General features: G+C 49.5%; 17 protein-coding genes and 1 other RNA gene. 7 read left to right on the forward strand and 11 right to left on the reverse strand.

Annotated features, from left to right (window positions below; all coding sequences use genetic code 11):
• Positions 1 to 173: 173 nt before the first annotated feature.
• A complete protein-coding gene (locus ACJJIW_RS11850) occupies positions 174 to 890 on the reverse strand; it encodes a 16S rRNA (uracil(1498)-N(3))-methyltransferase (RefSeq protein WP_413664784.1) in 717 nt (238 codons plus the stop codon).
• A gap of 53 nt (positions 891 to 943) precedes the next feature.
• The gene (locus ACJJIW_RS11855) at positions 944 to 1804 is read right to left on the reverse strand and encodes a 6-carboxytetrahydropterin synthase (RefSeq protein WP_444935263.1); all 861 of its coding nucleotides are present in this window, start codon (positions 1802 to 1804) and stop codon (positions 944 to 946) included.
• 134 nt (positions 1805 to 1938) lie between these two features.
• Between ACJJIW_RS11855 and ffs the strand changes: the two genes are divergently transcribed.
• Together ffs and ACJJIW_RS11865 are read left to right on the forward strand one after the other, a co-directional pair.
• Positions 1939 to 2036: signal recognition particle sRNA small type (gene ffs, locus ACJJIW_RS11860), an RNA gene on the forward strand.
• A gap of 251 nt (positions 2037 to 2287) precedes the next feature.
• Positions 2288 to 4147: a M2 family metallopeptidase gene (locus ACJJIW_RS11865; protein WP_444935264.1), complete on the forward strand. Its 1860-nt coding sequence runs from the start codon at positions 2288 to 2290 to the stop codon at positions 4145 to 4147.
• A gap of 110 nt (positions 4148 to 4257) precedes the next feature.
• Here ACJJIW_RS11865 and ACJJIW_RS11870 read toward each other — a convergent pair whose 3' ends face one another.
• From ACJJIW_RS11870 to purM, 6 genes are all read right to left on the reverse strand, one after another.
• Entirely contained in the window at positions 4258 to 5574 is a 1317-nt protein-coding gene (locus ACJJIW_RS11870) for a YlbE family protein (protein WP_444894664.1), read from the reverse strand.
• A 2-nt stretch (positions 5575 to 5576) separates the two neighbouring features.
• Positions 5577 to 6350, reverse strand: a complete 774-nt coding sequence (locus tag ACJJIW_RS11875; RefSeq protein ID WP_282931677.1) for a type IV pili methyl-accepting chemotaxis transducer N-terminal domain-containing protein — start codon at positions 6348 to 6350, stop codon at positions 5577 to 5579.
• A gap of 504 nt (positions 6351 to 6854) precedes the next feature.
• The gene (locus tag ACJJIW_RS11880) at positions 6855 to 8258 is read right to left on the reverse strand and encodes an OmpP1/FadL family transporter (protein ID WP_444894663.1); all 1404 of its coding nucleotides are present in this window, start codon (positions 8256 to 8258) and stop codon (positions 6855 to 6857) included.
• 244 nt (positions 8259 to 8502) lie between these two features.
• Positions 8503 to 9207 carry a DUF3108 domain-containing protein gene (locus ACJJIW_RS11885; RefSeq protein ID WP_444894662.1) on the reverse strand — a complete coding sequence of 235 codons (705 nt, stop codon included), beginning with the start codon at positions 9205 to 9207 and terminating at the stop codon, positions 8503 to 8505.
• 101 nt (positions 9208 to 9308) lie between these two features.
• Complete coding sequence (gene purN, locus ACJJIW_RS11890) at positions 9309 to 9953, reverse strand: phosphoribosylglycinamide formyltransferase (RefSeq protein WP_444935265.1); 645 nt, start codon at positions 9951 to 9953, stop codon at positions 9309 to 9311.
• A complete protein-coding gene (purM, locus tag ACJJIW_RS11895; RefSeq protein ID WP_444935266.1) occupies positions 9953 to 11014 on the reverse strand; it encodes a phosphoribosylformylglycinamidine cyclo-ligase in 1062 nt (353 codons plus the stop codon). The genes purN and purM overlap by 1 nt, the downstream gene beginning before the upstream one ends.
• Positions 11015 to 11291: 277 nt before the next feature.
• Between purM and ACJJIW_RS11900 the strand changes: the two genes are divergently transcribed.
• From ACJJIW_RS11900 to ACJJIW_RS11920, 5 genes are all read left to right on the forward strand, one after another.
• A complete protein-coding gene (locus ACJJIW_RS11900; RefSeq protein WP_444894660.1) occupies positions 11292 to 12389 on the forward strand; it encodes a DUF2066 domain-containing protein in 1098 nt (365 codons plus the stop codon).
• A 1-nt stretch (position 12390) separates the two neighbouring features.
• Positions 12391 to 13104 (forward strand): DnaA regulatory inactivator Hda, encoded by a 714-nt coding sequence (hda, locus tag ACJJIW_RS11905; protein ID WP_444894659.1) that lies wholly within the window; start codon positions 12391 to 12393, stop codon positions 13102 to 13104.
• A 275-nt stretch (positions 13105 to 13379) separates the two neighbouring features.
• Positions 13380 to 14312, forward strand: coding sequence for a universal stress protein (locus ACJJIW_RS11910; protein WP_444894658.1), 933 nt, complete (start codon positions 13380 to 13382; stop codon positions 14310 to 14312).
• A gap of 127 nt (positions 14313 to 14439) precedes the next feature.
• Complete coding sequence (locus ACJJIW_RS11915; RefSeq protein WP_444935267.1) at positions 14440 to 16257, forward strand: DUF885 domain-containing protein; 1818 nt, start codon at positions 14440 to 14442, stop codon at positions 16255 to 16257.
• A 272-nt stretch (positions 16258 to 16529) separates the two neighbouring features.
• Complete coding sequence (locus tag ACJJIW_RS11920) at positions 16530 to 16925, forward strand: cupin domain-containing protein (RefSeq protein ID WP_444935268.1); 396 nt, start codon at positions 16530 to 16532, stop codon at positions 16923 to 16925.
• A 117-nt stretch (positions 16926 to 17042) separates the two neighbouring features.
• Here the strand turns inward: ACJJIW_RS11920 and ACJJIW_RS11925 are convergent, their stop codons facing one another.
• The 3 genes from ACJJIW_RS11925 to sodB form a co-directional block, all read right to left on the reverse strand.
• Entirely contained in the window at positions 17043 to 18929 is a 1887-nt protein-coding gene (locus tag ACJJIW_RS11925) for a DUF885 domain-containing protein (RefSeq protein ID WP_444935269.1), read from the reverse strand.
• Positions 18930 to 19358: 429 nt separating this feature from the next.
• Entirely contained in the window at positions 19359 to 21230 is a 1872-nt protein-coding gene (locus ACJJIW_RS11930) for a DUF885 domain-containing protein (RefSeq protein WP_444935270.1), read from the reverse strand.
• A gap of 234 nt (positions 21231 to 21464) precedes the next feature.
• Positions 21465 to 22046 carry a superoxide dismutase [Fe] gene (sodB, locus tag ACJJIW_RS11935; RefSeq protein ID WP_108732228.1) on the reverse strand — a complete coding sequence of 194 codons (582 nt, stop codon included), beginning with the start codon at positions 22044 to 22046 and terminating at the stop codon, positions 21465 to 21467.
• Positions 22047 to 22144 lie beyond the last annotated feature (98 nt).

The raw sequence follows: 22144 nt of genomic DNA on the forward strand, positions 1-22144 counted from the left end.
CGCAATTGTCTCATCGTGAGAGGTAGGTAACTTTAGCGGGGTTTATTTGAACAATTGAAGTATGGGTGGTTAAGCTTTCGTAAAAGCTTGCTCTATGTTTTAAAACACAATAGATCAAACAGGTGTTTAGAGGCCCCGTGAAAGTGAGTTAGAGCCTCAAAAATTTGAGTAATTTAAAAAGCGGGAAATAACCGGCTAATTAGTACTGGTAGTGCAGTTTCTACCCGCAAAATACGTGGACCCAGGTGAACGGATTGAAAGCCTGCTTCCTGGAGCTTCTCGACTTCATAACTGATAAAGCCGCCTTCAGGGCCAATGGCTAAAGTGGTCGGTTGCTTTATGTCCACAGGGCAAGCCGTTCCCCCTACTGGATGGGCCACCAGTTTACGAGAGTCACTGGAAAGGGAAGGGAGCTCGTCTTCGACAAACGGTTTAAAGCGTTTACGCAACAGAATTTCCGGCATTTGCGTATCGACAGCCTGCTCGAGTCCGAGCAGGCATTGCTCAAAGAGTTTGTCTTCCTGCAACCAAGGGGTTTGCCAGTAAGACTTTTCGACCCGGTAACTATTGATCAGAACCAGTTTTTTGACCCCGAGAGCAGTCAGGTGCTGGATAACCCGCTTGAGCATTTTGGGGCGAGGCAGGGCCAAAATAAGTGTGAGAGGTAATGGCTGGGGCGGATCGATTGCGAATGCCACTTCAAGCTCAACGCACTTCTCGTCGAGCGTAACAATCTCGCCACTACCTATTTGCCCGTCGAGCAGTCCGACACGAAGTTGTTGTCCCGGTGCTGCTCTGTGAACCTTGGTGATATGCTCCAGCTGGCGTCCACTCAGGCGGACGCGATTGGGACTAATAAAGTCGTGCTTTTGTAAAACAATCAGGTTCAAAGTCGGGCGCCTTGGTACTTCAATTTATAACGGTGTCGGTGCTATGGGCTGGATTAGCTGATTTGAGCTGAAGCAATCGCGCCTTTGCCAATACCTTCGTAGGCTCTTACGGTAATCGCTTTCCCCGGTTCTTTTGCCGCCAGGGTGTTGGCGATATATTGGGCCAACTGCTCCACCGTGGTATCACAGTCAAGAATTTCACAAACCTTGGCAGGGATGGAAAGGGTGAAGTTTCCCTGTTGTGCGCTGTAAGCAAAGTTATGCATTTCCTCACCGCGATCATCGACAGTGGTTGAAACCAGATCCTCGCGAGTGCCGAGGTAGATATCTTCCCAGCGCTCAGCCCAGTACTTTTCCAGCTCTGCATTGCGTTGGCCACCCGTCATGACCTGAATTCGTGAACGGTGTCCATGGGCGATACGCTGGCAGTTGCCAAGGTGTTTCTTCAGGCCATGGCTGTAGTGGTAGAAAGCATCTTCAATCACTTCACAGTGGAAGCTGAGTTTGAGCTTCTCCACGCTATCGGGGAAGTGGCTGGCCAGTTGCTGGACACACCAGACGGCGACGCTCTCAGGAGTAATTACCTCGGCGTCCACTAAGGCGAAAGCTTGTTCTGGACCTGACACTTTAATAGAGGCCCCGCTTTCCAGTAGCCAGGTCAGGTTAACCTGGTCTCCATTGTGCTCCAGGGTCAGTTGGGGTGAGCGGGTAGGTACCAGGAGGCGGTGGTCGACTTGATCATCCAGCCAATGCCTCAGGGTCTTTTTCACTATGCCAAAGTCGCAAACCATCCCCTGTTCATCCAAGGCGCCATCAAGGGCTGCGTTTGCCAGCCAGGTCTCGCCTACGATGCCTCGTTTTGAGTCGAGGTAGCTGAAGTCAACGTTGGTTAAATTATCGACAAACAAGTGCATGAGTAACTCTTTGCAGGGGGTGAGATAGTAGTCGTTTATTATAACCTGTTAATAGGGCTGGATCTTATTCGTTTATGCCTCTATAATCGCGCCCTCTTCGGATGCACTGGCACCGAAGATCGTTGTGGCGGCCCTCCCGGTCCCCTCGCAATGAGCAGCTGTGAACTCCGCCAGGCCCGGAAGGGAGCAACGGTAGCAGTGGTATCATGTGCCGAGGGTGTTGCTGGTTGGGCTGCCTCCAATCTCTCCCTTCTTTGTTTCAAAAATCATCCCCTGAAAAATCCCCGTTGAGAGTGTTTTGCTCGACCGTGTCCTGGGTTTTTACTCTTTTCCTCACCAAATTTTTTCCCGCAAAGACGATATAAAAGGGGATTTTGTGTCGATCTGGCTCGATCTTCGGCCTTGCCGTCGCTGATTGTGTGGGGCTTATGCTATAAACGGCGTCAACTATAAGCAGATCTAAAAATGATTCTTGAGGAGAAAATGAAAAAAGTTGCTCTCTCGATAGCGGTTGCCGTTGCACTGTCTGCCTGTGACAGTGGGCAGCAAGCGGTAAAACCGGTTGGTGTGGCTCAGGCGACTGCGGAAAGTCCAGCTGAGAATTCCCAGCTGACAGCCAAAGATGCGCAAGCTTTCCTAAATGATGCCCAGGCTCGCTTGGAAAAAATGGGGCAAGAGGCAAGTCATGCGGCTTGGCTTGCTTCTACCTATATCAATATTGATTCCCAATATGTAGAGGCTTTGGCTTCAGAGCGATACACCACCCTGGCAGTGGAGCTGGCTTCAGAGGCCGCCAAATTTAACGACCTGGACCTGGACCCGGATACCCGTCGTCAGTTGACCATGTTGAAGCAGGGTTTGGTTTTCCCCGCGCCGAAAGATCCGGCATTAACTTCTGAGCTGGCGCAAATTGGCTCAAAAATGCAGGGCATGTACGGTGCCGGTAAATACTGCCGCGAAGATGCCGGTGAAGAAAAGTGCTACACCCTGACCGAGATGGGGCAGGTGATGGCGACCAATCGCGATCCTGAATTGCTCAAGGATCTGTGGGTTGGTTGGCGTAAAGTTTCTCCTCCCATGAAGCCTCTGTATGAGCGCCAGGTGGAGATCGGTAATGCGGGTACCAAAGAGCTGGGTTATGACAACCTGAGTGTTTTCTGGCGCTCCAAATATGATATGGCCCCGGATGCCTTTGCTGAGGATATGGATACCCAGTGGGGTAAAGTGAAGCCGTTGTACGAAGCTTTGCACTGCCATGTTCGCGCCAAGTTGAATGAGCATTATGGCGATGACGTAGTGCCGGCTCAGGGTAAGATTCCTGCACACTTGCTGGGTAATATGTGGGCCCAGGAGTGGGGTAACGTCTACGACATCGTCAAAGACGACGACATGCAGGCCCCCTATGATCTGACTCAGCTGGTGGTTGATTCCGGCATGAGTGAAAAAGACATGGTTAAAGTCGGGGAGAAGTTCTTCACCTCCCTGGGCTTTAAGCCTCTACCGGAAACTTTCTGGGAGCGCTCCCAGTTCACCCAGCCACGCGATCGCGATGTAGTTTGTCATGCCAGTGCCTGGAATATGGATGGGCAGGACGATCTCCGCATCAAGATGTGTATCAATAAAACGGGCGAAGACCTGGTTACCATCCACCACGAGTTGGGCCACAACTTCTACCAGCGCATCTATAAGGATCAGCCTTTCCTTTATAAAGAGGGTGCTAATGACGGTTTCCACGAAGCTGTTGGCGACACCATTGCGCTTTCCATCACACCGAAGTACCTGAAGGAAATCGGTTTGATGAATGAGGTGCCGGATGAGAGTAAAGATATCGGTTACCTGATGCAGCAGGCGCTGGATAAGATTGCCTTCCTGCCATTTGGTCTGCTCGTTGATAAGTGGCGCTGGCAGGTATTCAACGGTGAGGTGAAGCCGGAAGACTACAACAAAGCCTGGTGGAAACTGCGTGAAGATTACCAGGGCATTGCCGCTCCGGTAGAGCGCTCCGAAGAGAACTTCGATCCGGGTGCCAAGTACCATATCCCCGGTAATACACCTTACGCTCGCTACTTCCTGGCGCGTATCCAGCAGTTCCAATTCCACCGCGCGCTGTGTGAAGCCGCTGGTGAAACCGGACCGCTGCACCGCTGCTCCATCTACCAGAATGATGAGGCTGGTAAGAAGCTGCGCGCTATGTTGGCAATGGGTGCAAGCAAGCCCTGGCCGGATGCTATGGAAGCGCTCACTGGTCAGCGCGACCTGGATGCTTCAGCCATTATCGATTACTTCCAGCCGCTGATGGCGTACCTGGAAGAGCAGAACCAAGGGCGTCAGTGCGGTTGGTAATCTGAGCTTTTAATTTGTCGGTATTAGAAAAAGGGGCTTAGCCCCTTTTTCTGTTTTATGCTCACGTGAATTATGAACACTTGAATATTATTAGTTGTGAGGCTCAGTTATTAGTGGACTGGGGGTTGCTCTTCCTCTGAATCCAGGAAGCTGGCAGCAGCATTTAAAAATGCTTCCAGTGGGGGGTGCAGAGACCCGGTGCCGACTTGGTAGCGGTTCATGCTTTTGTGGGCCAGGCCGGAGTTGATAGTTGGTGTCGTACCGGTTCTAATGATTTTTAGCAGGTCAAAACCAAATGGTGCGCCTCTACCCTCAATGCCTGGAGTAACGACAAAGTCGCTCTCAGAGTGACACACATCATACATTTTCAGTATGTTGTCGATGTTGTCTTGGTATGTTCCTGAGAATGTTTTGTGGATGCCGCCAAAACCCATAGTCTCTGTGATGGCGCTGTCTCCCATGTCCCGGTTGACATCTGCGGGAGTGATTCCTGGCATTAATAGTCCGTGGCCAACCCCGGCCAAACCGGTAAACCAGGCCTTGTCCAACCCTGAAACTTGAATACCAAATTCCGTCCCATTGCGAGCCATGGTTGTAATAATACTGCTGTGAGGAATACCGCTGCCGGCATCGGAAATAACCTTGCAGGTGGCCATGATTGGATTTAACGGAAATGTCTCATCCTTGTAGATTTGGTTGGTAATCCTTTCAATATCTTTTCGCTTTTTACTGGCCCGAATAACTCCTGGCATTAAAATTCTGGAGAAAATCAGTGTGGCGGCATTAGTCATTACATGGCAGTCGTCTCCCATAAGGAGACTCCGGCCAATTATAGGTACAAAATCAATCCCGCCTTCATCTTGGATTGCTTGATTTAGTACGGGGGCAATTTCGTCCTCTATCCAACGAAGGTAATCGATGGCCTCTTTGTCATACACGCCAAAGCGAATAGAGCTACCGCGGTAATCGGCGCGATCATCACTAAGGTTGGAATAAGCCCGATTGCCGGATAGCTTATCTTCGACAATATACACAGACATTGAATGGGTAATAATGCCAGCCATGGGCCCGACCGCATTGTGGTTATGGCAAGGCTCAAGATCAACCCGGCCTTCCTCCATAACCCGCTCCGCTTCAACTTTATTTTTAGCCAGGCCTTCATAAATCAGACCGGCAATGATTGCGCCTTTTAACGGTCCAGATGCCCGCTGCCAGGTTATTGGGGGACCGGCATGCAGGACTAAATTTTTTCGCATTCCAGGGATGTTGTCACTGGCTTTGCCTATCCCAATCAAAATCGGCACAGCCTGCTTCATGCGCTTAATGGATTCGTCATTCGCTTGCTGATTGAGAGCTTGGAACTCAGGGGTTGCCAGTTTATAGAGGATTTCTTCGGTGCTGGGCCTGAATTCAATGTCTGTTCTCATCCCTACTCCCCTGAATTTAATAACTCAGCATATTGTTCAGTAACGATGTTCATATTGCGTAGCATCAGATCAGTGGTGCCGGTGATTACCTGTATCTGGCGTTTTTCAGATATTTTCATGTCTCCCTCAAACCCTCGGCTGGCGTAACTCAGGTGGTCTTTTGCTTTGCGTAGATTGTCATTGATCTCTGGCGTATTGAGGGGGCTCTCCAATAGTTGGTTCAGTCGGTTGGAGTATTCGGAGAGATCTTCTTGCAATCCGGTTTCGGCATCATCCAAGGATACTTCCCAAAGTTTAGCAGCGTAGTTCTTGGCGATTCTCTGGGAGAGCATACGCTGGCGGCCGGCGATATTAATGAGTTCGGCGCTGTTGTGATTGGCGACTTGTTGGAGTTGGACCACATAGGTGTGGGCAGCAGAAAGAAGGGAGTTGCTGCGCTGAAATAATTCGCTGGCGCTTTGTTTATTGACCGGTTGTAAGGCGACAGACTCAAACGCTTTCCATTCTCTTTCAACTTTAACAAGTTGATCCCTGATCTTTTCTGCGCCATGAAAATTATTTAGTTTCTCGTGATTCTTTTTAAATTCGTGAATTGATCGGGCAAATACCTTTTCGTGGCGTTCTGCATCCGGTTGAATGCCGCGCAAGATGTAAGTCTGGGTGATGCGTTGGGATAGCATTCTTTGTCGACCAGCCGTATTGATGGCATCTCCCATAGAGAAGGCTGCGACATCCAGGCTTAAAATTAACAAGATAAATACTGCTGACAACTTCATGATTTTACTCTTGTAGTTTGACTTACTTCACAATTTAAGTGGGTTTGATGTTTGCAATGCATGCGTGATCCCTCTCAGTTAATGAGAGGTCGCAGAGGTATTACGGGGTTATTCAGAGATCCTTGAGTAATAGTGGTGTGAGCTTATGGGGCCTGCTTTCTGAATAAGGCGATTTTGAACAATATTGATAAGTTAAACAAATAAGCTCCAGATTCCATTAAATGAGCAAAAATAAATAATTTAAATGCGTTGTTAAGATATATGATTTTGCAAACTCATCTGGTTTTAGGATTTGACGTTCCTTATATCAAATTTAAGGATGGAGATATCTAACCCTTTTTTTCGGTGTTAGCGCATTGGTGGTATTTGGGTAAGGGGGTGGGGAGAGCTTTCTGAGGGGCGGATTGTTGTGAGGTTGGAAGTTTAGATGAGGGCTTGATAATAGCCCAAAATAAAAAAGGCCCTACCAGAGATAGAGCCTTCTTTCATCAGGTCTAAGGTGACTTAGAACTGGTAATTCAGAGCCAAGCTGAACAGGTAAGCTTCGGTCTTGGTGGTGCCACCATCGAAGTAGGTGATCAGGGTATCGCTAATGTTGTTAGCTTCCTGAATAACCTCGTCGTCACCCCAGATATAGGCGAAAGATCCGTCAACAGTGAGCTTTTCGCTCAGTGAGTAGGTACCGCCAACAGTCAGCCACTGGCGATCAGTGTCAGGAATAGACAGGGTACGCCAGGTAATCGGGAGATCTTCGTCTACCAGCTCAGAGAGCTCTTCAGTTTCTTCGCGGTTTAAGCCGTCACGGGCTGCGCCTTGGTCGTAGGCGTAACCAAAGCGGAAGGTCCATTCATCATTGCGGTAGTATTCACCGCCGATACTGAAGCGAGAACCGCTCTGGAAGTTTTCTTCTTTCAGCAGAAGCGGGTTGTAGTCTTCACCTGCGGAGGGGATAAAGGCTTCGAGGCGCTCGAAGCGGTCCCAGTTGGTCCACATGTAGCCTACTGCCACACCCCAGTTATTGTTGAAGCGGTGGTAGAAGCCCAGCTCCAAGGTGTCAGGCAGGTTCAGGGTCAGGTTACCGGAAGTATCGTCAAATGAATCCAGCGGGCTCGGAGCGATGTCGGAGCTTACTTCACCCTTGATTTTGGGGTCGTACTTAGCGTGGTAAGAAATACCTGCGCGAGTGTTGTCGCTGATGCGCCACAGGCCGCCGATGGTCCAGCTCAGGTCCCAGGCATCGCCTTTAACGTCAAGTACGGTGGCACCGGCAGGATTAAATCCTAAAACGGGTTCTACAACGTCACCGATCAGGAAATCGTCGGGGAAGGTAGTGTTCAGTTCTGCGTCGACGTAGAAAATATTTGCTGCCAGGCCAATGCTGAATTGATTGTTAAAGTCATAAGCAACAGATGGCTGGATGTTTACAGTCAGCAGAGAGGTTTTGTTGGCGATCGTAGTTGCAGGGAAGTTATCCGGGAAATCAGTTTCCAGGCCAAAATCGGTGTACATAGCCAGACCCCAGGACCACTCATCATTGATGGGGGCTGCCAGATAGCCATTGGGGATTACTGCGCTGGTGGCGTAGTCATCGGCGCTAGCTGGAGTTTCGAATCCCAGGTAGCCAGTTTCCGCACTGCCGACATAATAAGTAACGTCACCATCTACATCGATCTCGGGGTCAACGTAAGTGGCACCAAGAGAAATGGTGTAGGTATTAAACAGTGCTGAACCGGCTGGGTTACGTGCCAGAATCGCAGCGTTGTCGCCGATAGTGTTTTCGGCAGCAAATGCGCGGCCAAGGCCTGTAGCACTGGTTTCCTGCAAGTAGAAACCTGCAGCCATAGCGCCTTGGGAAACGGAGCTGATAGCTGCGGCCAGAACTGCGTGTCGCAGATATTTTTTATTCATGAGAACCCATCTCTAAGTCTGCTGATTACTGAAAGCCATAAACAGGTTGGAATAAACTCTGCCATGGCAGGAAGGCCTTTAGACTTATATAAGTACCTTCCACTTCCGTAGCAAATCCCTTACTAAAAAGTCTAGCAATACGTCATTGCCCTAGTGAGGGAGAGGAGTGACTTTATAAAGACAATGGGGACAAAAAGCTATCCAAGTCGACGGATTTTTTTTCATCAGTCGAAAATGTGGCCATTTATTGGCTGGCAGCGACTTTTTCGCCGTTGATGGATAAATTTGTCAGGTTGATTTGATACCTTTTGCCATTTTCTTCTCTTTGGATAAGTTTCACCAAAGCGTAGTTCCATTGCGGTGCGATCCAGACAGTTGTCTCTCTTCCTGAGTTTTTATCTCTCACTCGAGCGACTTTAATTGTTTCCACCGGACCCAGAGGTGTTTTTAGGATTTCAGTGCCAACTTGACTGAATTTGTATTCGCGAATTTTTTTGCCATCGGCAACCTGGTATTGAAGGTCTTTTTTTCCAGCGGCGACATCGAGTGCCAATTGGATTTGATAGCTCACCTTGTCAAGAATATTGGGTGGGGCGTCTTTGAGATCCCGCTCTGGATTATGGACGTTAAAGATCATACCTTTTGACGGTTCGAAATTAAGCACTGTGGCGCGATTTCGACCAAGGCCTTTGCGGTGATATTCGTAATGTTGGGGGGTGATATGGCCATCCTGGCTGGTAAAGCGAGAGTACTCTTTAATGCTGGCAAAAAGGGCGCTGCTATCGAAGTCCAGGCGCCAGTTACCGTCCTGTCCGGACAATTCCCGAGTGGCGGTAATGCTGATCCCATTAAATCGGGCGGCGTAGGTGGCTTTGAAAGGTTCCAGCTCAGCAGCAATTGCCTGGCCGGTAATTAAAAAAAGAAACAGAGAGGTAGCAAAAAGGCGCACTGTGATATCCCACAAAAAACTGAACCCTTTTGAATACTAGCTGGCGAGGCGCGCAAAGTACATTGAAGGACTTTTACCCCGCCAGCTATCAAGGGATGGTTTTATGCGGAAACCTGAACCCCGTGGTGAGGGAGTAATTCACCATCCAGCCGAACTCGATCATCCGCCATTTGCAGGCGCTGTTGAGCAAACCAGGTAACCGCCATAGGGTAAATGATGTGCTCTTGAACCTGCACCCGTTTTGCCAGCAGCTCTGGAGTGTCTCCCTCCTTAATAGGAACAATGGCTTGGACGATAGGTGGCCCGCCATCGAGTTCCTCGGTGACAAAATGCACGGTTACGCCGTGTTCTTTGTCCCCGGCTTCCAGTGCCCGCTTATGGGTATGCAGTCCCTGATACCTCGGCAGTAAGGAAGGGTGAATGTTGATCAGGCGGCCGTTGTAGTGGCGCACAAAGTCGGGCGTCAAAATACGCATAAACCCAGCCAGTACAACCAAATCTGGTTTGTACTTGTCGATCTCTTCGATCAAGGCGTGATCGAAGGTTTCTCTGCTGGAGTAATCCCGGTGATTCACCACAGAGGTGGGAACGCCTGCCTGTTCTGCGCGAGTCAGCCCATAGGCATCTGCCTTATTGCTGACAACTGCAGTCACGGAAAAAGGTGCGTCCTCTAGTGCGGCGGCATCCAGTAGAGCCTGCAGGTTGCTGCCGCTACCGGAGATTAATACGGCAACTCTACAAGACATTACAGCCCCGCCAGTTCTACTGCTTCCGCCCCGTCTTTGGCATCTTCGATAGTGCCAACGACAAAGGCGTCTTCGCCCATTTGCTTGAGAGCTGACAGTGCCGACTCGGATTGCTCAGCAGGCACACAAATAACCATGCCAACACCGCAGTTAAACGTGCGGTACATTTCGCGGCTATCGATATTGCCTGCATCACGCAGCCAATTAAATACAGGAGGCATTTCCCAACTGGTGACATCAATACGTGCGCTGCAGCCTTCGGGCAGAACGCGGGGCAAGTTTTCCAGTAAGCCGCCGCCAGTGATATGGCTTAGCGCATTCACCTGGAAGGTCTTCATTAATTGCAGCAGGTTCTTAACGTAAATACGGGTCGGGGCCATCAACGCTTTGGCCAGGGTTTCACCGCCGATGTCCTGTTGGAGATCGGCACCGCTGACTTCGAGAACCTTGCGGATCAGGGAGTAGCCATTGGAGTGGGGGCCACTGGAGGCCAAGCCGATCAATACGTCGCCAGCTTTAACTTTGCTGCCGTCGATGATTTCAGATTTTTCTACGACACCGGTGCAGAAGCCTGCCAGGTCATAATCGTCGCCTTCGTACATGCCGGGCATTTCGGCGGTCTCGCCGCCGACCAGTGCGCAGCCTGACAGCTCACAGCCTTTGCCAATGCCGGTAACTACTTCTGCAGCAATATCGACATTGAGTTTGCCGGTTGCGTAATAGTCGAGGAAGAAGAGGGGTTCAGCTCCTGCTACGATCAGGTCATTCACACACATGGCGACAAGATCGATACCAATGCTGTCGTGAATGCCCAAGTCCATAGCCAGGCGTAACTTGGTACCCACACCGTCGGTGCCGGAAACCAAAACTGGCTCTTTATAGCCGCTTGGAAGTTCACACAGGGCGCCGAATCCGCCCAGTCCGCCCATTACCTCGGGGCGGGATGTGCGTTTGGCGACATTTTTGATGCGCTCTACCAGTGCATTACCTGCGTCGATATCGACACCGGCATCTTTATAAGAAAGGGATGTTTGCGTAGATTGCGGCTTGGAATCGCTCATGATTCTTCCTGCGGTGGGTATTCGAAGGGCGCGTATTCTATCTGGGTCTTGCCTCGGGAGCCACGCCCAGACGGCATCTCGAAGGGGGATTTCGGCATTTTCTCACCATTTGAACTGTGAAATCACTCCGATAGTGAGAACTCGGGGCTGAGAGAAACGTCTGACGCTGATACAATAGCCGCAATTTTTAGTCCGCCCTAAAATCTGGCGTCTTGCACATCGATAATAATTTCTGCAAGCTCAGGGGCGGAAAATAAGAGGTTTGGAGAGAAGTCCTATGCACAAGCTGCTCCGGCAGGGATTGGTGTTGCAGTTGCTGGCTCTGATCATCAGTGTTCTAGCCCTACCGGTCCAAGCTCGAGTCATCTCGGATTTGTACGAAGTTGTCGAGGCTGTGTCGAGTCGCGGAGCCACGGATCGTGCAGCAGCCGGAAGTCGCGGCCTGGAACGGGTGTTCGTACGTGTTACGGGAGATGCCGCTGTCGGTAGTAACCCAAATGTGCAGCCGATATTAAAGAATGCACAGCAGTTTGTTCAGGGGTATCGCTATACCCGTGAGGACAATCAGCTCTACTTGCACCTTTCCTTTGACCCCCAAGCGATCTCCCGGCAAGTTAATCAAATGAACTTGCCCATGTGGCCAAATAATCGCCCCGGTACTTTGGTGTGGCTTGCAGTAGATACCCTGCAAGAGGGCCGCAGTGCTCTGAGTGAAGAGGCGACCCCGGAGCTCTTTTCTGTACTCGAGGCAATGGCTATCGAGCGCGGTGTCCCCCTGGATTTCCCGGTAATGGACCTGAATGATCAGCGCAATATGCCCTTAGGAGCTCTCTGGGCCCAAGATGAGCAGGCAGCCGAACAGGCGGGTTTTCGCTATAGCCCCGATGCCACTTTGATGGGCCGAGTGCTTCAAGCTTCGGGCCATCGCTGGCAGGCGGATTGGCTGCTAATTCACGGTGGTCGCAGCTATGCCTTCGATACTGCCGGAGGTTCGCTGGAAGAGGTCGCTCTGCGCGGCGTTAACCAACTGGCCAATATTCTCGCGCAGCGCTATGCAGTGTCCCCGAATGGGCAGGACAATCAGTTGGGTGCGGTGATTGTTGAATTGTCTGGTATCGACAGTTTTGCTGATTATGCCAAGGCATCTGGTTATCTACAGGGGTTGGCACAGGTCAGCAGTGCTAACTTGCTCTCTGTTGAGGGAGACCGAATGCGTTTGGCACTGGTCACTTCGGCAGGGTTGAACAATTTGCGTGATACCCTGGCTCTAAACCATAAATTGCGAGCACAAGCGGACGGAGACGCCATTAACCTGAATGGATACCGTTCACCCTTGGGCAGCGCTGAGAATCCGTTGCGCTATCACTGGGATTGAGATGAGTATTCCGCAACAATTGCCGCTGGGGGTATCCCTGCGGGATGACGCCAAATTTGACAACTTCTATCTGTCGGATTCAGATCCAAATCGACAGGTAGTTGCCCTGCTGCAGTCTTTTGCCAGTGGCGAGAACCCCGAGTCTGTAATTTACATTTGGGGTGAGGCGGGTAGTGGTATTAGCCACTTGCTTCAGTCTGCTTGTCAGTGCGCAGAGGCCAATGGTCGCTCTTTCCATTATCTCCCTCTCGCAGACCTGCTGACCATGGACCCGGCTGTTATTCTTGACGGACTCGAGCGCCTGGACCTTGTCTGTATAGATGACGTTCATTTGTTGGAGGGGCAGCCCGAGTGGCAGACCGCTATTTTCCATCTCTATAACCGAATTAAGGATGGCGGCAGGCAGTTATTAATGGGGGCTCGCAAGTCACCCCGCGGTATGGATATTGCCCTGGCTGATTTGCAGTCACGCCTGCACTGGTCCCTGGTATTCCAGCTCAAAACCCTGAATGACAGCGATAAAGTTGCCGCCCTGCGCCGTCGCAGCCGTCTGCGCGGTTTTGACCTGCCGGAAGATGTGGCCCAGTACATATTGCACCGCGCCCCGAGGGATACTCGAGCACTCTTTCTGTGTCTGGAGGAGTTGGACCGGGCTTCTCTTATGGCTAAGCGTAAAATCACCATTCCTTTTGTTAAGCAGGTTTTGGATATCTGACCCCAGAATCGGGCCCTGGCCGACCTGCTTTAGCCTCCTGGGCTCATTTGGGCTCCTCTGCCTTGTGTTTTGGCGACACTTGACGCTTTTTCCGTCTATTATGGTTGGTGTTTGCTCACTCCACCTTCCCCTGTCTACTCCTGCGCCATCTCCTTCACCTGTGTATTTCCGTGTGAAATCTGCTCTGCTCACGATACCAATTTGAGGCAGCGAGTGGGTTTATGGTGAGTCTTGCCCCTGTTTGCTCCCAAATGTCTCTGGTTGAGGGCAGCGTTATGCCAAACATTCATAAAATCCTGTATGTCAGCCATGCTGCTGAGGATGAAAGCAGTGGACTCATGCAGGCTTTTGCAGTGGCGCGCAATCATCAGGCGGAGATAAAGGTTTTACTGGTCTGTCCGAAGGTGCCGGAAGGGTTTGAGGAGTTTAGTCGGCTCTGTGTGAGGACAATGCTTGATAGGGTCAGGAGTGAAATTGAGTCGGCCCGCGTACATATGGAGTTATCAGCGGAAAGGACTAATTTGGAGATTGAGTCAGATTGTGGTGCCCGACCTGCCGAGAGGGTGATTCGCCGGGTATTGGCTGAGGGCTATGACCTGGTGATCAAGAATGTTGAGGGTCGCAGCCAGCTTAAGGGCTTCAAGGCAATGGATATGGATCTGCTGCGAAAGTGTCCCTGCCCGGTATGGATGTGCCGCCCAATCAAGGAACATCGCAACAAGATACAGGTGGCTGTTGCTCTCGACCCTGAATGCGAGGATGGCAGCAGTTATGACTTGGCGATCCGGTTGCTGCGCTGGTCGCGAGTACTCGCTGACAGTTGCAGTGGGGTGTTGAACGTTATTTCCTGTTGGGACTTCGATATCGATGAATACTTGCGGCGCCATTTTCCCTTGAGCGCTTCTGAGGAAGAGTTGGATGAGGCCACTGAATCAGCGCGAGCCCAACACCGCTCAAAGCTCGATGTATTGATACGCGCATCCGGAATTGAGGGGGAAATACGTATTCACCATGTGGTTGCCCATCCAGATAACTTTATTCCATTGCTGATTGATGAAGAAGGTCTCGACCTGCTGGTTATGGGCACTGTTGGACGGGCGGGTATTCCCGGTTTCATTATGGGGAATACTGCGGAGAATATATTGCAGAAGGTCAGTTGCTCCCTGCTGGCTCTGAAGCCCAGCGACTTTGTATCGCCGATAAAATAGTTGTGAATTATGGGTCTAATTCAGCTTGGCCCCTGCGCTGATCGCTCTATCGGAATTCTCTGCTGCGGGAGTTGAGGTGATCCTGATACCGGGACAAAATTACAGCTAAGAATTCGGGAGAAATATAATGATTAAGACTATTGCCAAATGGTTTGGCAGCTTATTTTTTGTGGGGGTTTTGGCAGTTTCTGCTTTTGCTATTAATGCAGTTTATTTCAAACCTTGGTCTATAGATGTATTTTTTGAACGTGTCTTTATAAAAATCGGCAGTAGCAGTCCGGAAATCCTTTCACAAATTAGAATTTTGGAGCAATTTGGAATTGATGGACACAATGCGCATCTCGATGATTTGTCTGAAGAAGAACAGCTGCGTGTTATTGAAATGATGAAGAGCGAGCTGGCGGTATTGCGCAGCTATGATCGTGAAAGTTTGGAAGGGCAGCAGGCCATTTCCTATGATGTGTTAGAGCATCTTCTCAGTATAAAGGCAGAAGTTGAACGCTGGAGATACCATGATTACCCGCTTAACCAAATGTCGGGTGAGCAGAATAGGTTGCCAGAGTTTCTCGCTGAAGTTCATCAGATCAACAATGTAAAAGAAGCTGATTATTACTTGTCTCGTTTGGGAGAGGTCGGACGTAAGTTTGACCAATTGCTGAATGGTCTTAAGGTAAGGGAAGAGAAAGATATCCTGCCCCCACGCTTCGTTGTCGATAGTGTTTTAGAGGAAATGCAGGGTTTTATCGCCGCGCCGGCAAAAGAAAATATACTTTATACCTCATTACTGGAGCGACTTAACAAAATTGAAAAGCTGGATAAACAGGAGCGGGAACGTATTCTCCGCCAAGCTGAGGTATTGATTGGTGCAGAAGTTTACGCCGCATATCAAGGGCTAATCGATTATTTCAGTACTCTCCGGCTAAAAGTTGGAGAGAACAATGGTGTTTGGGCATTGCCGGATGGGGATGCCTACTATGCCTATCAAGTACGCAACTTTACCAGTACAGATATTGCACCGGAGGAACTCCATCGTATTGGATTGGAAGAGGTTGCAAGAATTGAAACGGAAATGAATGAAATTTTTTCATCCGTTGGTAGAACCAGTGGCACTATTAGCGAACGTTTCTCTGCATTGAATAATGATCCCCAGTTTCTTTATGAGGATTCAGATTTAGGGCGGGAGAAAATTATTGCCGATTACCAGGTAATGATTGATGAAATTGATGCAGGCCTGGGTGACTATTTTGATTTAAAACCCAAAATGGGTGTTGAGGTGCGCCGAGTCCCAGAGTTTAAAGAGCAAGGTTCTGCGGGAGCCTACTACAACCCTCCAGCAATGGACGGGTCTCGCCCCGGCGTATTTTATGCAAACTTGCGGGATGTTCATGAAACCAAAAAGTTTGGAATGCGTACCTTGGCTTACCATGAAGCGGTACCTGGGCATCACTTCCAGTTGGCAATAGCGCAAGAGCTAAAAGGTGTGCCGACTTTCCGTAAAATGGGGTTGTTTAATGCTTACTCGGAAGGGTGGGCACTGTACTCCGAGAAGCTTGCTAAAGAAGCCGGTTTCCAGGAAAACCCCTATGATGATTTGGGTCGGTTGCAGGCGGAAATGTTCCGGGCTGTGCGGTTGGTCGTGGATACTGGAATGCACTATAAGCGCTGGAGTCGCGAGCAAGCGATTGAGTATATGCTGGAAAAGACCGGTATGACTGAGTCCGAAGTCACCACCGAAATCGAGCGATATATGGTTTGGCCCGGTCAGGCACTGGCCTACAAAACCGGTATGCTGAAGATTCTTGAGTTGCGTGAACGCGCTAAAGAAGCGCTTGGTAGCCAGTTTGATATCCGCCAGTTCCACAATGTAGTTCTCACCAATGGCGCTTTGCCATTGGCAGTGTTGGAGCAGCAGGTAGATCAGTGGATAGCAACCAACAAGAGTTAGGATTCACTTTTGCAGAGTATTCGGCTATAGGATCGTCAAAAGAGTAACTTAAAAGTTTGAGCATCTTTACCGCTAGAAAGGGTGAAGGTGCTCGGATTATGTGGTTTTAGTAACTAAAAAGGTAGAAGGGAAGAATACACCGCGCTTGGGACCCTATGAGGCATGGATGCCGATTAGGAGCTTACAGGGATGTACTCACAGCGTGTCTCGAGTGCGGTGTATTCTTTCCTTCCACCCCAGTAGTAAGAGTAGTACTTGTAAGGGGTTGGTAAGTGCCGAAGTCAAAAGCTATTACGATAGATGATGGGTTTTCTAGAGTTAAATTTCTAAAAGGAAGAACTCCCGAAACAACGGATGAGGAAGCTAAAGATGCATTTGCCTTATTGTCCGAGTATAGGGATGGTGGAATATACGTAGCCCACTATTCAGGGAATAGCGAGTGGGAAAGACACACCAATGGAGATGAGTTTGTTCAAGTTATAGGTGGGGAAACAGCTCTAATTCTTCTCGTTAACGGTGATGAGAAGCGGAACGAATTATCAGCCGGACAAATATTGGTTATACCAAAAGGTATCTGGCACCGATTTGAAACGCCTGGCGAAGTAAAAGTTATGACTATTACCCCGCAGCCAACTGAGCACAGTATCGCTAAGCCATGCGATACCTAAGAGATAAGATCATTCTACATACCGGCAGCGGTTTGCAGTATAAGAGTGAGCGCTATTAGCTTAAATTAAAAAAGGCCACAGATAGTGGCCTTTTTTAATTCTGTTTTAACCTTTTAGTTATACTTTTGGAGTTCTGGTGTTTGCTATCCACTCGTCAATAATTTCCTCCAGGGCATCCAGTGGTACTGGACCATTGGCCAGAACTGCATTGTGGAATTGACGAATATCAAACTTCTCTCCCAGTTCTTTTTTGGCTTTCTCACGAAGCTGTAAAATTTTGAGCATGCCAATTTTGTAGGCTGTTGCCTGGCCGGGTAATACGATATAGCGCTCGACTGCTTTAATCACATCCCCCTCAGGATTAGGGGTGTTTTCCATCAGGTATTGTATGGCTTGTTCTCGGGTCCACTTCTTGGTGTGAATTCCGGTATCGACTACAAGGCGTCCTGCTCGCCACAACTCCATGGCGAGGCGCCCAAAATCTGAGTAGGGGTCTTGGTAGAGCCCCATCTCTTTTGGCACCATTTCAGAGTAAAGGCCCCAACCCTCGGTATAGGCGGTATAGTGACCATATTTGCGGAATTTAGGGATATCCTGTAATTCCTGGGTGATAGAGAGCTGCATATGGTGGCCGGGGATGCCCTCGTGGTATGCCAGTGCTTCCATCTGATAGCTGGGCATATCGTCCATGTTGTAGAGGTTGGCATAGTAGATGCCTGGGCGTGATCCATCGGCAGCAGGTTGTAGGTAAAAAGCTTTACCGGCAGATTTCTCCCGGAATGGTTCTACCGCTCTCACATCGAGGTCCGCTCTAGGTTTGGTGATAAATAACTCGTCCAGCCTACCCTTCATGGTATCGATAATGGTAGTAGCCTTCTCAAGATATGCAGCTTTCCCCTGTTCAGTGGTTGGGTAATAAAATTGCTGGTCGGTGCGCATAAATTCGAAGAAGCTTTTCAACTTACCTTCGAATTTTACTTTACGCATAATTTCACGCATCTCATCATGGATGCGAGTCACTTCTTCAAGGCCAATCCTATGAACTTCTTCGGCTGTCATATCGGTAGATGTGTAAAAGCCGAGACGAAAATTATAAAAGTCACTGCCATCTGCCAGTTTCCAGGCTCCATCATCAGTAGTTGCGCGTATCTCAAGCTCTTGCAGGTAGTCGATTAGGGTTTTGTAGGCGGGGCCAGTGTTGTCTTTTAGTGCTGTTTTAGCTTTATCTATTAAGGACTTTTTCTGCTCTTTACTGATATCGAGATTTTCTACTTTTCCCTTAAAGTCAGCAAATAGAGGGCTGTCCTTTTTTCTATCAAAAGGAGCACCAGTAATTAGGTTTTGTGCATCTCCAATAACATAAGGAAAAACAAATTTTGGGATAGTGGTGCCAGCTTTGGCGTTTTCCTCCAGTTGGTCTTGCAATTGTGCGAAATACTGGGGAATTCTATTTAATCGGGAGATATAAGCTTCGGCATCCCTAATGTTGTCGATACGGTGCTGGCTGATAAGTGTCGAAGCGGCGCCGGTATGGGTGGCGAACATTTGGTTGACTGGGTAATTATGATTTCGCCACTTATAGGCTTCGATCTCTTGTTGCAAAGTGCGTTTTGCCAGTCGAAGATTAAGTTGGGTAGGTCGATCCAGTATAGCGGGATCAACTTTATTCAGCTCGGCTAATTGACGCTTATTAATTTCATGGGTTTCTTGCGCAAATTCAGGGGTTAGATCATTCCATTTGCCGTACTCCTCTTTCAGGCCCAAGAAGGTTTTGAATTCAGGGCTGCGGTCTAGATGCTCTTGGAAGAAATTATCAAACAGCAAATTGACCTTCTTGCTGGCCTCTCTCATTTCTTTGCTGACCTTAGGGGGAGGTGGCTGATTAAGTGCACTTTCCTCTAAGGGGGCAATCTTTTGTGCATCCGCATTGTTGGTACTGTCGTTGCAGCCTGTGAGAATGAGTGAGCTTACTGCCGCTGCAATCAGAGTTATTTTTAACTTCATGAGTACAATCCTTGCGTTCAAAGAGTAGCTCTTACTTTTTTATCATTATTTTTGCAGTTAATGGACCTTTTTATGTAAAAGCATCCCATTATTTGGTTTTGTGGATATAAATTCAGCAGAAACTAAGAGCGGTGCACTTTTTTAGTATGGGGAATACTGGGTATGTTTTATTTTGGTGCTTTTATACGACAGTGGCAGGTAAGGTGAGCTGAAAATAGGGGGGAGCTAAAATAAGACTTTAGTACCAGTCATGTTGGTAGCTGGCGTTTGCTTAATAAGAAGTCCGGAATGTCATTCCGGACTTCTCTGTAAAACAATAAATATCGCATTGTAAAAGCTATGCAGAATTTTTGCTTCTGCGATGCTCTACTGACGAAAAGAAAAAGACAGACAAGTAGTTATCAGGTACTTATCTGTCGCTTCTATTAATTATTGTTGGGTTTTTACTTTTGCAACCCACTCATTAACCAGTTCTTCCAGTACATCCAAGGGGACTGGGCCACTGGCCAGGATAGTGTCATGGAAGCCGCGAACATCAAACTGATCACCCAGTTCTGTTTTGGCTTTTTCACGCAGCTCGACAATTTTCAGCATACCGATTTTGTATGCGGTCGCTTGGCCAGGCATGACGATATAGCGTTCGATCGCTTTAACCACATCACCTTTCGGGTTCGGGGTGTTCTCTACGAGGTAGTCGATCGCCTGCTCGCGAGTCCATTTCTTGGAGTGAAGACCGGTGTCTACCACCAATCGGCCAGCGCGCCATAGTTCCATAGCCAGGCGTCCAAAGTCAGAGTAGGGATCTTCATAGAAGCCCAATTCCTTGGGTACCAGCTCGGAGTAGAGGCCCCAGCCTTCGGTATAAGCAGTGTAACCACCGTATTTACGGAACTTGGGAATATCCTGTAATTCCTGAGCGATAGAAAGCTGCATATGGTGGCCGGGGATACCTTCGTGGTAAGCCAATGCTTCCATCTGATAAGACGGCATATCTTCCATATTGTACAAGTTGGCATAGTAGATGCCGGGGCGCGAACCATCGGGAGCCGGGCGCTGATAGAAGGCCTTACCCGCAGATTTTTCGCGGAAGGCTTCTACGGCTCTTACATCGAGATCGGCTTTGGGCTTGGTGATAAACAATTCATCCAGGCGGCCCTTCATCGTGTCGATAATTGCGGTGGCCTTTTCCAGGTATTCCGCTTTACCTTTCTCAGTGGTGGGGTAGTAGAACTGCTTGTCGGTGCGCATGAATTCGAAGAATTCCTGCAAGTTACCTTCGAACTTCACCTTGCGCATAATCTCGCGCATTTCGTCGTGAATACGGGCAACTTCCTTGAGACCGGTTTGGTGGATCTCATCGGCAGTCATATCCGTAGTGGTGTAAACGCCGAGGCGGAATTTATAGAATTCTTCGCCGTCTGCGAGTTTCCAGGCGCCGTCGTCGGTAGTGGCTTTTTTCTCAAGCTCTTGCAGGTAGCTGATCAACTTTTCGTAAGCGGGGCCGGCGCTTTCAGTCAGGGCCCGGCTGGCATTCTCGATCAGTGATTTCTTTTGATCTTCGCTGATTTCCAGCTTTTCCACTTTGCCCTTAAAGTCGGCAAACAGGGGGCTGTCTTTCTCGCCGTTGAAAGGTGCACCGGTGATCAGATTGCGAGAGTCACTGATTACGTAGGGGAATACAAATTTAGGTACGATTGTGCCGACAGCAGTATTGGCTTTCAGTTGTTCTTCCAATTGGGAGAAATACTTGGGCATGCCATTCAAGCGGGCGATATAGGCTTCTGCATCGCCGACATTATCAATACGGTGCTGGCTGATCAGCAGTGTGGCGGCACTGGTATGGGTGGCATACATCTGGTTGACCGGGTAGCCGTGATTGCGCCACTTGTAGCCATCGATATCCTGTTGCCAGTTGCGTTTTGCCAGGCGCAGGCTCAAGCGGGTAGCGTCGTCCAAGTTGGAAGGATCAATTTTATTCAGTTCCGCCAGCTGGCGCTTGTCGATCTCCAGGGTTTCCTTGGCAAACTCTGGGGAGAGGTCATCCCACTTATCGTAATCTTCCTTTTTGCCCAGGAAAGTTTTGTATTCTGGGCTGCGGGCAAGGTGCTCCTGGAAGAAGTCCTCGAACATCTGGTTTACGCGCTTGACTGCGGCTGGGTCCACTTTTCCTGCGACTTCTTGAGTCGCCGTGCTTTCCGTGGCGGTTGCACTCTGCTCGGCTGTGTTCGGGGCGCCGCGGTCACAGCCGCTGATAACCAGCGCGCTTATGGCGGCTGCGATCAGGGTTGGTTTCAACTTCATGAGCATATTCCCAGTGTTCGGTTCTTCGTTGCTAATTTGTGCCACTCCAGTGGCATTCTTTAGGTTGCCTGCCTAAATCCCCCACGCTTTATGCGGGATGTGTAGTGCAGATCAGAAGGTATTGTGCTGACTGGAGCAGCATTTGGCCAGTAGTGGGGAGAATTTGATTGGGAGGAGGGTATTAAAGAAATAAAAAAGCGGGCACATGGCCCGCTTTTTCTGGTGACTTCGGGATTAAGCGAAGTTCTGGTTTACAAACTCCCAGTTCACCAGGGCCCAGAAAGCTTCCATGTACTTCGGACGCAGGTTGCGGTAGTCGATGTAGTAAGCGTGTTCCCAAACATCGCAGGTCAGCAGGGGAGTAACGCCTTCTTCAGTCAGCGGGGTTGCTGCGTTGGAAGTGTTTACAATAGCGACTGAGCCGTCAGCATTTTTTACCAGCCAGGTCCAGCCGGAGCCGAAGTTGTTCACAGCACTGGTGGTAAATGCTTCTTTGAACTGGTCGAAGCTACCGAAGGCTGCGTTGATAGCCTCGGCAATCGCGCCAGTGGCTTCGCCGCCACCGTTAGGGCTCAGGCAGTTCCAGTAGAAAGTGTGGTTCCAAACCTGGGCTGCGTTGTTGAACACACCACCGGAAGAGGACTTGATCACGTCTTCCAGGGACTTGTCAGCGTCTGCAGTGCCTTCCAGCAGGCCATTCAGCTTGTCTACGTAGGTTTTATGATGTTTGCCGTAGTGGTACTCCAAAGTCTCTTCGGAGATATGCGGTGCCAGGGCGTTCTTAGCGTAGGGGAGTTCAGGCAATTCGAAAGCCATGGTGTTTTCCTTCCTTTGTCTGAGGGTTATTGGTGAGGGCATTCTACACGTGCCGCATCTCAGAATTAAGCCGGCGCGGTGGATTAGGGGAGTTTGGG

The sequence above is a fragment of the Microbulbifer maximicatervae (SeqCode) genome (assembly GCF_052467815.1).

Excerpts from the sequence above, each read along its gene's own strand:
- ACJJIW_RS11855 (WP_444935263.1), bottom strand. The coding sequence starts at position 1,804 with ATGCACTTGTTTGTCGATAATTTAACCAACGTTGACTTCAGCTACCTC.
- ACJJIW_RS11865 (WP_444935264.1), top strand. The coding sequence starts at position 2,288 with ATGAAAAAAGTTGCTCTCTCGATAGCGGTTGCCGTTGCACTGTCTGCC.
- ACJJIW_RS11870 (WP_444894664.1), bottom strand. The coding sequence starts at position 5,574 with ATGAGAACAGACATTGAATTCAGGCCCAGCACCGAAGAAATCCTCTAT.
- ACJJIW_RS11875 (WP_282931677.1), bottom strand. The coding sequence starts at position 6,350 with ATGAAGTTGTCAGCAGTATTTATCTTGTTAATTTTAAGCCTGGATGTC.
- ACJJIW_RS11880 (WP_444894663.1), bottom strand. The coding sequence starts at position 8,258 with ATGAATAAAAAATATCTGCGACACGCAGTTCTGGCCGCAGCTATCAGC.
- purN (WP_444935265.1), bottom strand. The coding sequence starts at position 9,953 with ATGTCTTGTAGAGTTGCCGTATTAATCTCCGGTAGCGGCAGCAACCTG.
- purM (WP_444935266.1), bottom strand. The coding sequence starts at position 11,014 with ATGAGCGATTCCAAGCCGCAATCTACGCAAACATCCCTTTCTTATAAA.
- ACJJIW_RS11900 (WP_444894660.1), top strand. The coding sequence starts at position 11,292 with ATGCACAAGCTGCTCCGGCAGGGATTGGTGTTGCAGTTGCTGGCTCTG.
- hda (WP_444894659.1), top strand. The coding sequence starts at position 12,391 with ATGAGTATTCCGCAACAATTGCCGCTGGGGGTATCCCTGCGGGATGAC.
- ACJJIW_RS11910 (WP_444894658.1), top strand. The coding sequence starts at position 13,380 with ATGCCAAACATTCATAAAATCCTGTATGTCAGCCATGCTGCTGAGGAT.
- ACJJIW_RS11915 (WP_444935267.1), top strand. The coding sequence starts at position 14,440 with ATGATTAAGACTATTGCCAAATGGTTTGGCAGCTTATTTTTTGTGGGG.
- ACJJIW_RS11925 (WP_444935269.1), bottom strand. The coding sequence starts at position 18,929 with ATGAAGTTAAAAATAACTCTGATTGCAGCGGCAGTAAGCTCACTCATT.
- ACJJIW_RS11930 (WP_444935270.1), bottom strand. The coding sequence starts at position 21,230 with ATGAAGTTGAAACCAACCCTGATCGCAGCCGCCATAAGCGCGCTGGTT.
- sodB (WP_108732228.1), bottom strand. The coding sequence starts at position 22,046 with ATGGCTTTCGAATTGCCTGAACTCCCCTACGCTAAGAACGCCCTGGCA.